Here is an 18,212-nt window from a genome sequence, read left to right on the forward strand (position 1 = left end):
CTTCTACTAAATAACCATTTCCATAATCTCTTTCCATAACTTCAAACACTTGATCTGTTTGAATATCTTGGTTAATCTTAAGTTTATTTACAACTCTCCACTTATCATTAAGTTTATTTCCTAAATCTTCATCTGTTATTAACATCCAAAGTTTTACTCTAATTCTCTCATTTGGTAACATTTTAGGTATTGTTATTGTATATTTATACTTACTTTCACCTGGCTTATTACTAACTTCTTTAGTTATTTTAGGAGTTTTATCTTTTACATCTTGTTCTGTAATTTCAGTTGTTCCTCTTGAACCATCTGATCTAACGATAAGTTGTTGTTTATCCACATCTCCTTCAGGAACTATTTCCCTGTATATTTCATAATAATAAGGGAAATTCTTTGCATCAGCACTTATGTTTAATTGTGTTCTCAATTCTGTGTCATATATTTGAGATATATTTGTTTCTAAAACTGCTGTTGAATTTTCATGATTAAAAGCAGATGATGTATTTTGCATAGTAAATTGTGTACTATATAATTCTTTGTATTGATATAAATTATCTTCAGCTCCTAATCTCTTTTCTGGATTATATTCACTATATACTCCTAAATCTTTAGGGAACTTAAATCCAGTAGCTAAAGGTCTTAAGTATACTGCATTATCTTGAACTTCTCCTGTTGAAGCTGGTCCAAGAGGAGTTTTTATTTCTTCAGGATCTGCTGCATATCTTATTCTTAAAATTCTTGTTCCTTCTGGATATTCTGGAACAGCTATTTCTATTTTATTCTCTCCTTTTTTCACTTTTATTGGAGTAGCTATTTCTTTTAAGCTCTTAGAATCAGGTTTTGGATCTGGAGTATCATTTGGTAATATTCTAGCCACTAACATTGTATTTTTTCCATTTCTTCCCCAATTTCCTGTACTAGCTTCTGGATAATTATATCTATTTTCTTCGTCGTTTCCATCATTTATAAAGAATGAAACATAACCTGGATGACTTACATTTAAACTAATTTGGTTTCTTACACCTGTAAATAGCTGTCTATATCCTGGAGTATTATCTTGAGAATAATGAATAGTTAGTCCATCTGGAGTTATTCTTTCATCTTCTATTACTTTTTCTCTAGAAATTTTATCTTCAAATTCTATTTTATTTCCTATTTTCATTACATGACCTTGTTCATCTCTAGCCATATAATGTCTAGCTTCTGTTTTTGTACTTACATCATCAACAAGACCTAATCCATAATTTCTAGCAGTTTGTCTTTCATCTGGATTATTTTTACTGTGATCTACCAGTTGATTATTTGCTGAACCTGTCCAAGAATCTCCTTGTCCTAAGAATCTATAATAATATTTATTAGCTGGATGATTTTCCCAATGCTCTGCTTTTACAATAGCATCTTTTTCTTTAAACATCTTTTCTTCTAAATATAAATTATATTTGCTTTCTGGCCTTTCACTTGGGTTATTGTACCACATAAGTTCACCATAACCATGCCACCAAAATTCTTGTGTTCTCCAGATATAATATCCACCATAAGTACCTGTTGCCCACTCATTTCTTAAATCATTTTCTTCAATTACCTGAGCTTTGTATATTATATCTACAACTCCATCATCAGTATTATAACTAGGAGGAACATTCCCAATACTTATTACTGTATCTTTGTTATTTTGTCCACCAGTATTATTAGCACTTTCAATTTTTAAAGTAGCTTTTGAAATATTAGCTTTGTCTTTTTCAACATCAACTATTTTTTCTTTATCAGTTTCACTATATGAAGTACTATTTGATAATTTTATAAAGTTTCTTGCTGGAGAATGATTTTTTATTTGAATTCTGTAATTAAACTTCTCTTTCCATGATAAAGATTTCTCAATATTTTGTCCTTTATTATCTTTTTCATAGATAATTGTTTCATTTTCATCTTTATATTCATTTCCTATTTCATCTATACTTACTTTTTGTAATTCAAATATATCTCCATTTTCATTTACTTTATAATCTTCTATCTCTCCTGCTCTTATAAATGCAGTTGGAGATTTATGACCTTCATCATCTCTTTCCAAACTAAATTTAATTCTTACAACTGTACGACTTTCTAGTTGTCTTGAATAAAATTCAATCTCGTTTGCTTGTCCTTTTTTAACTTTAAATATTTTTTCTTTATATCCCTGATTTATTGGAATATCTACTCCATTAGCGTTTGTAATTGTAGGGTATGCCTCTCCTAATTTTCCATTTTCTGGATTTGAGTATTCATATATTGAACGTCCTTTATCATCTAAATCCCATTTAGCATATTGTCCAATGTATCCATAATAACTTGACCAAGGACCATGATCTCTTGTCCAAATCCAAATACTTACATAACCATCTTCTGTTGATCTTATTACAAGTTTATTATTTGCTCTATTGTATAATTTTGGATTTTCAACAGTTATAATCTTGTCTGTTTCTGGATTTATAGCAACTCCATCATCATCTGTATCCCTCATATCATTATCCCAAGTATTTGTTTGATGTTTTGGTTTTTCTTGAGCTTTTATTGTTTCTCCAAGACTTGAATACTCCTTATTATTTCCAATTCTTTTAACCATATAAGCTCTTGCTCCAGTATTATCATCTCTATACCAATCTTGATATTCTGATGAAGTATAATGATAATCATGATATGTATAGTCATTTTCATAATCTCTTGCCATTATATTATAAACTGGTTGGACATCAGTAGAATGTTCTTTATAGTTATGTTGTCTGTCTATTCCTTTTAAATCTACTTTTTTCTTGTCAAATCCTATTGTTTCATTCCAATAAGAGTTACTATTTGCAAAATATCCTGCTAAAATATTTTGTCCTGTATTACCTATTTCAAGGGTATCATAAACTCTCCATCTTCTATCATCACTATATGCATAAAATTCTTTTTCTTTACTATCATCAACTTGTCTTTTTATTTTAACAACTGCTTCTTTATTTCCTTCTAGAACTAAATTTGTTGTTAAAGTTAAGTCATTAGTTAATACTGAATTTTGAATTTTATTTTCTCCTGATATATTTCCCTCTTCAAATTGAACATCAATTCCTTGTTTATAAAAATCAGTTGATAGAATAGCAACATTACTTCCTACAACAATTTTTTGTGGTTTAGTTGTTTTATTATGTAAATTTTTAAATTGAATTCTTTCATCAAACAACTCCCTCATACTTAAAATATTGTCAAGAGCACTTACACTCTCTCCAGCATGTTCTTCTGCAGATGAATTTAATTTTATTCCATAGTCTAAAGGTGATAAGAATCTAGCCTCTATTGGTGGCATTACTCTTACTTGATATTCTTCAACCTCTCCAACTCTTGAAAGTTTTTTCAAATCAGTAATCTCATCTTTTACAAGAGAATATCTAACTGTTAAAGTTCCACTTGCTTCATTGTTGTTTATATTTCTATAAACTCCATCAGGGATCAATACCTCTATTTGTTCATCTGTTCCTACTAATAATGGCTGTAAATTATCACCATTATCTGTATTAGTTTTTCTTGCTGGTAGTTGAATAGGAGTTTTAACCTCTTGATAAGGTGGAGTTGTACTCTTCCATTCATTATCTAGCCAGAAAGTTACATATCCTTTTTCACTAGGTTTTACTATTACATCATTCCATTCACCTGTAAACAATGTAGGTTTTCCTTTTGTATCTCCTGCCTTTGTATCTATATATGTAACTATATTTTTTATTACTACTCCATCATTTGTTGTAGCTGATAGAAGTTCACCACTAAAGCCATTTTTATAAGTGATAATTGAACCTAATCTTACTTCTTCTTTTTCAGTTTTAAAATGTCTTACAAAACCTGTATTATCCATATCTTTATTCATTAAAGGATAATTATTTTTTTCTAGTTCTTGTTTATCTCTAGCTTTATTAGTTGAAGCTTTATGATAATCTTCTTGCTTACCATTTACATCATTATAACAATTTATATAATGTAATTCATTTATAACCTGATCATCATTATCTTGTTTTACAAAATAATTAAATTTTAATTTTAATTTTCCTTTAGCTGGAATATCTTTTATTACCTTAAAGAAATATTCTTTTTCATTTGATGGATTTTTTTCAACAATTATATAATTTTCAGAAGTAACATTCTTTTCGTTTAAAAAAACTTCTAAATTTAATCTACTGCTATCTATATTTCCATCTTGACTTAATTCAAATATTCCATTATTTGATATAAATTTTACCCTTTTATTATCTAGTACAGCTGATGTTAAAGATTGGTGCCCTCTATTTTCAATGATAATACTTTGTCTTACTCTTTCACCATAGTTGACATTTTTATCATTTACTCCATAAATTTTTACACCTTTTTTATCTATATCCTCTACTTCAACTCCTAGTTCTTCATAGCCAGCAAAATAAGTATCTATTGAATCAATTAAATTAATATAATGATCTTCTGCCTCTCCTGTACTTCCTATATTTACAACATATTCTGATGTTCCTATTGCTGGTTGCTCTTCAAAGAAACTATTTACTTGTTTTTCTATCTGTCCATATCTTATCTTTAATATTTTTTGATTTTTTGGATTTGGAGTCTGTCCATTTGAAGCATTATCATCATGGAATTTATAGCCTTTATACTCATTTGGTAATATAAAATCTATTGTTTTTTCTTCATTTGCATTAATTGAAACAGCTTTAGCCTCTACTTCACTTCCATTTTTATTTTCAATAAATAATGGATAATGTATATAGTCTATTGTATTATCTGGGTTTCTTATTTCTAGCCAAGCTTGTATAAATCCATTGTGAGTAGCTTTAAACGTTAAACTATTGCTTACTTCTGTTGCTAATGATAATTCAGTTGCATTTGAAGTTAAAGGTTGTCCATTAATTTTTAAAATACCATCATTATCACCTTTTCCGATTTCTTCTCCATTTCTACGACTATTCATTCCGTCAAAAGTGATTTTTTCTCCCAAATGAGGTATCTCTTTTACTTTATAATGCCAACCAGCAAGTCCACCATCCATATCATGTCCTATTTTTTTCTTGTGATGACCTATCTCTATAAATTGTGGAGTTACTTCTTCATCTTCAAAACCAATCTTATCTTGTAAACGTTCTAATATATATACTTCATTTTCTATAAATCCTGTTTTACTTTCTCTTTTTGCAATAAAATCAAAATCTATTTTTAAATTTTCTAATCCATCAAGTTTGTTAAATTGGAAATAGTATACTCCATCACTTCCATTTACTGTAACTCTATCTTTTGAATCTTTTAATGGAGTTTCTGAATTATTTACAAATAATTTTACATTCCATTTAGATAAATCAACATCTCCTACATTTGAAACAAATTTTATTTTACTTCTATTTAATACATCTGCTGATGTTTCTTCTAAATTTGTTTTTGTTATATTTGATATTGTTATAACTTGATTAATTACTTCACCAGGAACCCATAAACAATCATCAGCACCAAAGATTTTATTTTTATCTTTGCTATTTGGGTTTTCAATATCAGTTTCCACCCCTTTATCTCTCCAACTTTCAAATACGACTTCATTTGGAGGCATAATATAATAAAGATAATCTTCTACTTCTCCCATTGCTGAATATTTGTTATATGTTTTTATATCCTCTTGTCTTGGTGAATATCTAACTCTAAGAATTTTATTATTTAAAAATTCTTCTTTATTTTCCTCTTTTATTTCTTCTAATTTTTCAAACTGATAGCTTTTAAAATAGAAACTTATTTCATTTTTTCCAGCTTTAACTGGATACATAATAGGTGTTTGAGTTTCATCTTTTTTATCTTTTGAAAGACTTACCCATTTATTATTTTTACCCACATTTGTCCATAGGGTAATGTATCCCTTTCTTTTTACATTTATATTTAAAGTATTTATAGAGTCTAAATTAAGAACATTTTTATTTATTAAATCTCCTTCTAGATTTAATCTATATTTTTTGAAATCTAAAATTCCTTCATCTTCTTTTTTATCCCCTGTTTCTATCTCTGTATCTGTTTCAGAATCCCAAGATACTTTAGGTTTCTGTCCTAAATACATATAGTCATCATTTTCTTTAAATTCAAAATGTTTTACACTGTCTTCTTCTTCTGTTTCACTTGCTATCTTATGAATACCACCCATATCATACTTTAATGTGTATATATCATTAAAAGCTATTGTTCTCTTATCAAAAAGTACATATTGCATTATATTAGCTTCTTTTTGATTAAAATTATTAGTAATCTTATTATCAACAGTGGCTTCAACTGTTAAAATACCTTTTTGTCCTGCTTTTAATTCTGGTAAATCTATTTCATACTCTACAAAAGTATTTCCTTTATATTGATCTCTTACTGGACTAAAATCATAATTCCACCAACTAGAAACACCACACTCTCCACTAAGACTTTTATAATCACTTGAATCATATTCTCTTGTTTTTCTAAATGTAAGGTCATTTCCATCTAATTTAACTTTTTGAACTGTACTCATAGAAGTTCCTAAAGTTATTTTTAATCTATCTTGACTTGTAGATGTTTTATTTTCTATATCTATTTTTGTTTTAAATTTTTCTCCAATAGTTAGTATTTTGTCATTTTTACCTATTACTTTACCATCTACTTTTAGCCCTTCATCTTCATGGAACTTTTCTTTAAAATCTGCTACTACTGGCATTAAGAAATGATTTATTTTATATTCTTCTGTTTCTCCAGAGTATGCTCTTCCTGTTGGACTGTTAACTTCTTCTTGAGTTAAAGCATATCTTATTCTTAAAACTCCTGTTTCTGATGATATAAAACGTTCATATTTACCCTTTTTTGTAATATCTTCTTTAATCCAATAATCTTTATTTGTTAAATCAAGAGTTATCTCATTATCACCAACATGAACTTCTTGAGGTGGAAGGAAAATAATATCTTTATTATTCCATTCTTTTGAAGATATATTCCAATCATGACTTATACTTTGACAACCACTTCTTCTTGCTTCTAAAGGCATTAAAGCTACTGAAACATAACCTTTATGACTAGCATATACTTTTATTGTATTTTTTGATTTTTGGAAAAGAGTATATTCTCCAGTAGCAAAAGGATTAGAACCTACTGTTCCTTTTGGTGCTATTGCTGGTTCTAATTTTAAATATTTATCTTCTATTTTTCCATTTGCTTTTCTTAAATCACTATTTTCTAAGTTATAGTCATCTTTTAATGTTTCATTTAAGTCTGTACTTGGTGAGTAATAACGTTTTGGTCTAATATATGAAAAATATTCTTTTGTTAGATCTGTATTTATTTTATTATTATTTAGAACCATCTCTAAAACAATCATATTATGTCTTGTTTTAGAATCTGGATTAGAATAACTAACTGATCCTAATATACTATCTTCATAATCTGTTTCCCCTATTTCTAATAGAGCAGAATCTTTTATTATACCTACAATAGAAAGTTCTTCTTTACCTTTTCTATAATGATGTGAAGTTGTATTATCTGAATTAGAATTTTCATATCTTTTTATAAGAGTATCTCTTATTTTCATCTTCATTCTTAATTCAATAGCTTCATTTCCTTCTAGTCTAGTTACATTTAAAGTATACTTATAATAATCTTTATAATCTGAATAATATGATTCAGAAATTCTTTCCTTTTTTATATTTACTTTATTATTATAAATTTTACTTTCAGGTATAAACTCATTTTTTGATCCTTCAACCATTTTTCCAGACCAAATTTCATATTCATTATTCCAGTCAGCCATTTCAGTTATAAATATTATCTCTTTATTTTCTAAAGGTTCAATACTTGTATTTCTAATAATTATTTTATAACTTATATCTTCACCAAAATAATATTGTCCTTCTTTACCTTTATGATTTTGAGTTCCATCTGGAGTATTATTAAAAGTTATCCCTAATTTTTCATGATCTTTTTTTCCATAATGGTTAAAACTTGTTTCTAAAGCAGCTACTCCATAAACTGTATAATCTTCTGTCTCTCCTGTTACTGCCCCTTCTCCATTTTTACTATCTGTTGCTTTTACTACATCTAATTTTCTTGGAGAATATCTTACTCTTATATAGGCATCTTTTCCAACTATTCCATTTATTTTTATTTGAACTTTTTGGTCTTTTCCACTTTTTACTTTTGCTACTTTCTCACCTGATTCTCCAACAGTAACATTTTCCCAAGTTACATTATTTGGAGAATATATATACTGATCCCCGTTATAATATTTTGATACCCATACTGTTACATATCCATCATGTGAAACATTATTTAATTTTAATTCTGTTGTTGCATCTGAAACAACTATATTTTTTGTTGCTCCATTTACAACACCTTTATCAAAGTAAACTCCATCACCTAATTTTAAAGTAGGAACCCAATAATCACTATAATTTGATCTATAATGATATTCTGATATTTTATTATCAAAAGAACCAATAGAATTTCCTAACTTAGCATTACCTTTTCCATCTTGCATATCTAATTGATAATGTCTAGCTGCTTTTTTATAATTTTCCCATCTGTAACTTTCATAAATAGAATCTTTATAATCAGGTGCTGCTGTTCCATAATATCTATTTAATACAGTATTTTTCATACCTCTATTAATTCTTTCGTCTTTATCTAAGATATTATAATAAACTACACCATCTTGTAATATTTGATCTCTATTTCTCCATTCATTAGGATCATTATTATAATCTTGATAAAAATCCTCTCTATTTTCTAACACTTCAAAACTATAAGTTAATGGTTCTGTATTAGATACTTCTATATCTTTAGGAATATATATATTTATTCCATTATACTTTTGTTCTAATGACATTCCTCTTGTTACACTAGGTTGTTCATTTAAAACTTTTAAACTATTTTCAATGTAAGTTCCCATATTAGTTTCAAGTCTTACATCTTCTAATAGTACAGCTGAGTTAGATTTATTTTCTACTGTTATTGTATATCTTACTCTTTCATGATACTTTACTATTTTATCATTAGCTTCTTTTACATCATTTGTTGTTATAAAATCCCCGTCTAAATCTACTCCTAAATCCTCAACCTCTAAATTAGTTACTTTTATTGGAGATACTAATTTAATATTTAGATAATCTTCTACTTCTCCTAAAGCTGAAACTTGGTCATAACTTTCAACATCATCTTCTAAAGGAGAATATCTCACTCTTATATTTTGGCTACTATTAACAGAATATTCATTAGTAGGTACTTGAACCCAAACTTGATTAGCTTCCCCTTTTTTTACAGGAACTGACTTTCCTTCACTTATTTTTCTTTTATTATTTTCAATCCATACTGTTACATATCCATCATATGTAGGAGTTATTGTTAATGGAGTTTTTACATTATTTCCATTTTTATCTTTTCCCCAATATAAAACATCTTCTTCTTTTCCATTAGTTTTAAGTTGTTTTTTAGGGAATGCAACTCCATCATTTATTATCTTTTCATTTTCATAGAATATCTCTTTTCCTAATCTTACTGGGCCTTTTATTCCTTCTAAATTAGGATTTACTTCATAGTGGAATCCAGCACTCTCTAATCTTTTATATTCATAGTTATTATACTTACTAAGTGGATCTAATAAACCATAGTTTGATCTTAGATAATCTGGATTTTCAAACTTTTTATTTCTTTCAAATTTATCTTTAAAACTTTCAAGAACTTTTTTATTTCTCTCATCTTTAATAAACTTAACTCTAAAAGTTACATCTTTTTCTTTAGTAGGCTCAACATTTCCAACTTTTAATTCATAATTTTTATTAGTTTCATTCCATACTATTGTTGCTTTTTTAGAAGTTTCATTTTCTATTAAATTTGTTTCTGTTATAGAATCTTTTATATATTCACCTTTTGAACTTATATAAAATAAATCAGCTGGAGATGTTGGAGTTTGAGATCTATTTTTAAAAGTTACTTTATACTCCACCACTTCTTTATGACTTAATTTATCGTCATTAGCCCCAAAAGATATTTTTTCATTGATAGGAATTCCTAATCCTGTTTGACTAACCTTCCAAACAATAGGGTGACTTCCATATACTAAGTAGTCTTCTACTTCTCCCATTAAAGAATAACCATCTATTTTCTTTACTTCTTCTTTATCTAAAGAATATCTTACCCTAACTATATAAGGAACTCCATGCTTAATATCTTTTCCAGTAGTATCAACTAAAATTTCTCTTTTACCATCTTTTAAATTAAATTCTCTTACACTTTTTGACTCTTCAAATAAATTTTTCCAAGTTAAATCTTTAGCATTTTTATTATTTATATTATTTCCTTCTGGTTTTAAAGGTGTTGCATCTGCTATCCAAATATTAATATAACCTTTGTCATTATAAGAAAAACTTCCTTTTAAAATATTCTTAGCTTCTAAGAATATTACATTCTTTTCTAAATTATCCTCATCTTTTGGAAATTCTATTCCATCTTCACTTTTTTGAACACTAGAAAAAGAAGCAGGAGCATATTTTATATCTGTTCCTAATTTAACTACTTTTTTTCCAACTTCTAATTCATAATGTCTAGCATCATCAAGTAAAATATTTTTTGATAATTCTTGTGAACCATAATTTCTTTTTAATGTTTTATACTCTACTACTTTTATTTTCTTCTTTCCTTGAGAGTTCATAACATAAAATTCATCTATTGGTTTCCATCTGTCTATTTCTTGTTCTGGTTTTAAACTTTCTCTATATTCTCTATCTATTTTTACATTAAATTTTATATTTAGATGATGTCCACCTTTTATATTTCCTATACTTATTCTGTAATCTCTATAACCACTTGGAGTATCTTTATCACTATATGGTGTTATAGTTATATCACTATAAGGTTCTTTTTCTGTTTGATTTTTATTTTTTACCTGTTCAGCTTCTATATTTCCTTTTTCTCTAGAAACTAATGTTCCCATTTTTGTTCTAAGTATTATACTTTTTGGCTCTGATTGGTGATTTGTTATATTTTCTATTTTTACTCTATACTCTAACTCACCACCAAAATTTACTTTTCTATATTCTGGTGCATTTTCTTCATCTACTTTTTCATTTGTTGCATTTTCATTTTTACCTTCATTTATTCTAGATAAATCTACACCCAAATAACTCATTGTAATTTCTGGAACAAAGGCTGGAAATACATAAACTTCATAGTCCTCTACTTCTCCCATACTAGCAGTGATTGTAGGGGTTCTTGTTTCTTTTTCTTCTCCAGATATTCTTGCTCTAAATGTTCTTCTTACAACCTCATCTGTTTCCGGTCCTGTTACATCTATCCAGAATTTATCTTTTCCTTTTATTTTTCCCAGTATATCAGCTGGAATATCTTTATTTCCCCAACTTCCATTAGGTGTTGGATTTCTTTTTAAATCTACAGTATAAACTGAATCTGTTGTATCTTTATGCCAAACTTCTTTCATATTTATAAAAAAACTTAGCCATGCTGTTGGTATTTCTCCACTATCCTCTTTACCAACATATACTTTATTTTTTTCTCCAGAGATTATTATGTTTTTACCTTCATATTTTTGTAATGTTCCCTCATACTTAGGTAAAATTAGACCATCATTTGTTGCATCCGGATCTTTTTCTATTATATTACTAGCATTAAATTTTTCTCCTAAAAACATTAAACCTATTTTTGTGTTGTTTTTAGAATTTACATTTCCTAATTGGTAATGTCTTACTTCATTGTGAATATTATATTTATTTTGTAAGTTATTTCCAAAATCTCTATTTCCTATATTTCCTTTAAAAGTACTTCCTAGTTGAGTTGCTCCCTCAAAAAGTTCAGCTTTTAATTTCCAATCATTTCCATTATCTTCTTTAAATTCCTCTAAAAGAAGTAACCCATTAATTTTTACATTAATTTTTTTCCCTTTTGGAAGACTTGCAACATATAATTCATAAGCACCTGGTAACCCTGCTTTTGGACTTATTCTTGTCAAGTTATTATCAGTTTTTTGTCCATCTAACATTACTTCAAATTCTGTTGTCTTAAGCTCAATCATATTACTGATAAAAGTTATTTCCTTACCAATTATATCTGCATTCTGCTTATTTTCTAGCTCTAACTCTACTATAACTTTTTCACCATATGAATAAATCTTATCATTTTCACCAAAGATAACATCTTTATTCTGATCATTTATTGCTAACTTTACACCTTTATCTTCTATTTTAAGTATATTTCCTGAAAATATTTGTTTTGGTTTAATAATGTAGTTTTCTATCTCTCCACTATTACTATTAGCAGTAAATATTCCTGAGTCACTTTGTTTTAAAGAGTATTTTAAAATAAAACCTCTTATTGTATCTGCTTTATCAGGAATTTTAAATGATATTTTATTTTCTCCACTTTTAACTTTTTCTATAAATACTCTTTCCCATTGATATTTTACATTATTTCCTGTTCCTACACCTAATTCAGCAAAACCACCAACATACCCTTCATGACTAGCTTGTATTATAATTTCATTAGAACCTAAAAATAATTCTCTCTCATTAGGATTTAATTGTTTTCCTATTTTTAATATTCTTCCAAAATATTTAGCAAAAAAACCTTCTTGGTTTTTTACTCCTTCATTTTTTACTATCCAACCATTGTCATTTTCTGTTCCGCTATTTTTATGTTTTTCTTCATTTGAAATTTCTATTCCTAATTTTACTGGTACCTTTTGTATTTGACCATTATTCATAATATCAATCTCAATAATATTATGCTCACCAATTATTTCATTTTTTTGTTTAGGAATATTATTTTCTGAATCTAATTCACTTAAATCTACTTCTTCTATAAAAGATTTCTCTAATATATTTTTTTCACTAAATTCACCATCAGTCCCAGCAACTCTACATATTCCATTTATAACTGGATGATATTTTACTTTTGCTGTTCCATTATATTTTACATTAAAAGTAATTTCATAAATTTTTCCACTTTTTAATTCTCCTGTGGAAGTTATTACTGCCTTACCTTCTGCTTCATTCATTTCTACATCTATTTTTTCTTTGTCTACTAAAGGTCTTTTTTCACTTTCTGATCCTTCATAGTACCACTCAACTCTTACTCCCTCTGGTGTTTTTACTCCATAGTCTTTAAAGTTTACTGTTACTATTTCTTTACCTTTCCATATTCCATCAAATTTATTTCTTAATTTTACTTTTATTTTTGCAGTTTCATCTTTTACTACTTTCCCATCTGCCATTCCATATGTCTGTCTATAATTTGTTCCTGGGTATCTCATACCATTATCTATAACTTCAATCGCTTTTTCTATGACATTCATATGAGCTTGATCTATTGCAAAAATACTTTCTTCTCTTGGTTCTGGAAGACCTTCTGGAAAATAAGGAACAAATAATATATAACCTCTTTCCAAATTATATTCTGAAATAAATTCTAAATTTAAAAATTTCCAATTTAATCCTGTATTTCCTTTTATTTCTCCTATTTCTTGAGAATTATTATAAAACTCATCAGTTATTTTTCTGCCCTCAGGAATTGATTTTGTTAAATAAATTCTAACATTAACATTTCCTGAATTTGCATACCACATTTTTATATTGTATTTTTTATCTTTTTCTAATCTTCCACTTAATTGAGATAAAATTTTTCCTTTTTTATCTTTTCCAGTTTCAAGATAATAATAATTATTTTCATCTTTAGGCTTTAATGATAAATTTTTATTTCCTTGATAAACCTTATCATCAAAAGCATACCACTCTTTTTTATCGTCTCCACCAGGTACTATGGCTACACCTTTATCCCCTATACTGCTCCCGGGATAATTCAAAAACCAAATACTCTTAGCTTGAGTATCTGTGTTTTTATTTGTTTTAGCATTAGCTATACTTGTAGAACCAAGCATAGCTAATACTATAATAAACATTATAAATAAAAATTTATTTTTTAATATTTTAAAATATTTACTCATATTTCTCCCCTTTGAATTTTTTACCTTCCTCTAGAATCTACCGACTATATTAACATACACTCCTCTTGCTCTATAGTCATCATATCTTAGATCATCACTAAAGTCTGTAAAGTTATATCCTACTCCTATTCTTAAATTTTTATGAATATCGTAGTCAATTCCAGCCATAATTCCCTCTTTTTTATCATTGTTAAGGTCTGATACTAACCAATGGTATTCTCCAGATACTCTCCAATTTTTATAAAAGTTATAGCTTAAACTCACTGCATATAGAGATGTTTCAGCACTAAACCATTCACTCTCATCATTAGCAGCTTTCATCTCTGCCTTCTTATATGCCCATTTTCCACCTATATCCAATTTCTTAGTAAATGAATATATAGCATCTATTGAGAAGATATTTGATCTTTCATCTAAATCTCCAAATGAGTAATCACTATCCTCATCTACTCCATTTAGATCATAGATATAGCTATATTTCCAAAGCATATTCAATCTATCATTCCAAATAGGACGATAAGCTCCTCCTATTCCCAACTCCATAAACTTGGAATCATAACCACCATTTATTTTATCTTCAGTTATTGAAAAATCTAGCTTTCCAACTGCTGTCCACTCTTCATTGTACTTATATCTCACATCATTTACTGTCAACCACTCTATAGTATAATCCTCTGTTCCTTTATCCTTTATCATCTCTAAACGGTTATTATACTTCCACTTTTTCCTATCATCATAGTATAGATTAGTACTTACAGAGTTTCTCTTACTCTTTCCATCCTCTTCATCCAAATCACCCTGCTCATATCCAATTCCTACTCTCAATTCTTTGGTAAGGTTGATATTCAGTCCATATACTTGAGTTATCTCTTTCCCAGCATCTCTATCTTTATTCAGTTGATTCTCTTGGAAAATTTCATATTTATCCCCTATCAATACCTTTTGTCCAAATGCTACCTCATTACTTGTACCGTCATACATTCTCTCCTGCTCTAAATTTAAATATGTTTCATATGATTCAGATACAGCATAAGCTAATTGAAGTACTCCAGCACTCTCCTCATTTCCTGCCGAATAATCTCCTGTTATTGATAGTTTATCTGATATTTTTGTAGTTCCTCCTATATTTCCCATAACATCATTAGTATCTATTTTATCTGTACTAAGTGCTTTTTGAACTCCAACATATCCGCTTGTATTTTCAGTAAATTGATAATTCACTGTTACTCCTACATCTACACTTTTTCCAATACCATCAGATTCATAACCTTTTTCTGTAAAGTGTCCACCTGAATTGTGATCATTTGAATTTGATGAAGTATCATCTCCCTCTTCACTATTGTTACTACTTCTAACAGCTACAGCAACTGACATCTTATCATTTACTGCATAAGTTCCTTGAACACTAACCTCTTGCTCTACATCTTTCTCTCCATCATCTTTCGATTCTGTCCTAGTAAATTCAGCACTTAAAACTAGTCTCTCATTGACAATATAGTCACTTTTTAATCCATATTCAGTATCCGTACTTCCATCATCAAGGGAATCTACTGAAAAGCCACCATCTTTTTTATTGTACCAAAACTCTGCCATAGAACCTTGTGTAAATTTACTACTTAACTCATTTAAAGAGAGTACTCCTTTTATTTGATAAGCATCTCCACTATTATCAAAATTCTCATCTTTGTTCTCTTCATCTTTATCTATGTAGTTTATATCTTTAAAATTAAGTCCACCAGTTGATGAGTAAGCTCCCTTACCTATTTTTCTACCTTTGCTTTGAGCATATTCCCATTCAATATATGTATTTTCACTCTTTCTCAATACTCCACTCAAACCTTTTAATTCATAACTCTCATCTAACTCTGTACTTTTTACATAAGCTCCACCTATTTGTACATTATCATTTATCCAGTATTTTCCGCTTCCACCAGTAGTATAATCTGAACTATACAGTCCATTTCTATCATAATACTCATACTGAACTTTCAAGTATGTTTTATAGTCACTAATAGGATTATCCTTTATAACATCTCCCAGCTCTTTATATCCATATTGGAACAGAGGCTGATTAAGAATAATTCTACCTTGGATATTATTTATTGCATAGTCATCACCTTCAGACAGTCCAATCTCCTTTACCTTCTGTCCTGTTCTTTGGTTAATAATCTCTATTGTTACCTCTTCACTACCCTCTACTAAATCTCTATTTCTTAAATAGTAAAGACTTCCACCAGTAGCTAAGAAAATATTATATTCAGACAGTGTTTCTGGATTAGAAAAGAAAACTGTTCCAGAATATTTATCCTCATTATAGCTAGTCACATCTTGACTAGCTCCAATAAATTGTGCTCCATATAGAGATTTAGAGTAATTCACATACTCCCCATTATCAATTGTAGAACTATAGTTCCCCCACATAGCTTTGTTTTTATCCCACTCAACTCTCAAATAGAATTGTCCTTGACTCTCCACATCCATCATTGAATATGAATCATCACCAAATGTATACCCCTTATCCTCTCTCTTCATATCTTTGAATATCTCTCTATTATCTCTTTTTCCTAACCCATCAAAAATATGTTTTAACTCTTGATTTTCAGTATCCATCTGTGCAACTATATTGTATTTCCCAACTCTATTTCTTGTATAGAATGCTAATCTTCCCTCATTGAACATTCCTTCATCATACTCTGAATTTTGTAATAATAGTTCACTCTCTTTCTCTACCTTATTTCTTCCTATTTTTACATCTGCTATACCTACTATGAAGTGGTAATTTTCATCTATCTTCATTGGAACTTTATATGAGTAGAGATAGATCTCCTCTATTTTTTTATCTCCATCTATTTTTATTGTCACACCATCTTTTTCTCTTATTACTACTTTATCTTGCTTTTTAGAATCTATTTCAACCTCAGAATCCTTAGCTAAATGTTCTCCACTTTGTATCTCCTCTGCTGTTCTAACAACTTTTCCTATATCATACTCATTAACTTCATAAACCTTGAATTCAAAGTCATATTCACCAGGAAAATAGTATGTCTCATACACAAAATTCCCCGTCTCATCAATACTTATCTCTTGATCATCAAGTACTATTTTATTATTCTCTTCAAATCCCTTTCCATAAAATCTTATCTTATAGAAATCTATGGGTATATGATGAACTCTCAAACTAGAAGTATCATATATACTCTCTATCAACTGTTCATCTGTTTCATTCTCATCTATTTTCTTTACTTTTAATTCCTTGATTTCAGTTTCATCTTTTTTTCCATTTTTATCTTTGACACTTAGTTTGTAATAGATGTCCTCTAATTTGCTATATTTTTTATTTAAGCTAATCTCGTATCTATCATTTAACTTTACCTCATTTAAAACTATACTTCCTAATTTTTCTCTTCCTTGCTTATCTCCAAATATCTCTATCTCTCCATCTTTTATATATTTCAGATAGTTAGAATATATGTAAAAATATATTTTTTCCGTTCCAATCTCTCTATTTCCAACAATATTCAATTTTGGTTTTACAGTAATAGGATCCAAACTAGCTAGAATCTTTCCTCTCTTCTCTCCAGTCTCACTCTCTACCTCTTCTCCCTGTTGAAATAGAATATCCATCTCTTCCACTATTACAGGCTCTTGAAATTTTTTCTCTTCAATAAAAATTTCCTCTTCAGATTCTAATACTATCTCCTCTTCAACATCTTCAGATTCATTATTTTCTGTTTCAGGAGTTTTATCTTTTTTTACTATTAAGATTTTTTTCTCTCTTTTACTCTTTTTACCCTCTACTGATTTTTTACTTTTTTCCTCTAAAATTGCTACTTTTTTGTTTTTTTCTTCCTCAATTTCAACATCTTTTTTTCCAGGTACACATTTTTTCAAAGTTAATACAATTAATACAACAAACATAAGAATTTTTAGCATTTTTCTTTGCCAATCTCTCATTTATTTCCTCCAACAATTATTTTTTAAAAAAACCTATACTTTTTTATTTGACAAAATATTATTTTTTTGATTTTTTTGTCACATTTTTTACACAAATTAAAATATACACTTTTAGAAAAAGTGTACTTGTAATAACTATTTTTATTGTAGATTATACCATAAATAAGACGTTTTTGTCTATATTAATCATATAGCTAATCATATAATTTTGCTGGTTTTGTCACATTAATTTTTAAATAAAAAAGGTGTCAATGTAACTAATACATCAACACCTTTTTCTAGA

The 18,212-nt window shown here is 28.3% G+C and carries 2 protein-coding genes (1 of these 2 only partly in view); both read right to left on the bottom strand.

Going from position 1 to position 18,212, the window contains the following annotated elements; translation table 11 throughout:
* A protein-coding gene (locus ABNK64_RS06755; protein ID WP_349763891.1) for a hypothetical protein crosses the window boundary here: on the bottom strand, positions 1-13,975 show its start. The gene continues 16,169 nt to the left of window position 1, outside the view; the window shows 13,975 of its 30,144 coding nt (coding positions 1-13,975); the start codon lies at positions 13,973-13,975; its stop codon lies beyond the left edge, outside the window.
* Between the two features lie 30 nt (positions 13,976-14,005).
* Positions 14,006-17,929 (bottom strand): outer membrane protein, encoded by a 3,924-nt coding sequence (locus ABNK64_RS06760; protein WP_349763892.1) that lies wholly within the window; start codon positions 17,927-17,929, stop codon positions 14,006-14,008.
* Between the last annotated feature and the right edge of the window lie 283 nt (positions 17,930-18,212).

The sequence above is a fragment of the Fusobacterium sp. SYSU M8D902 genome, from assembly GCF_040199715.1.
GTDB lineage: Bacteria > Fusobacteriota > Fusobacteriia > Fusobacteriales > Fusobacteriaceae > Fusobacterium_A.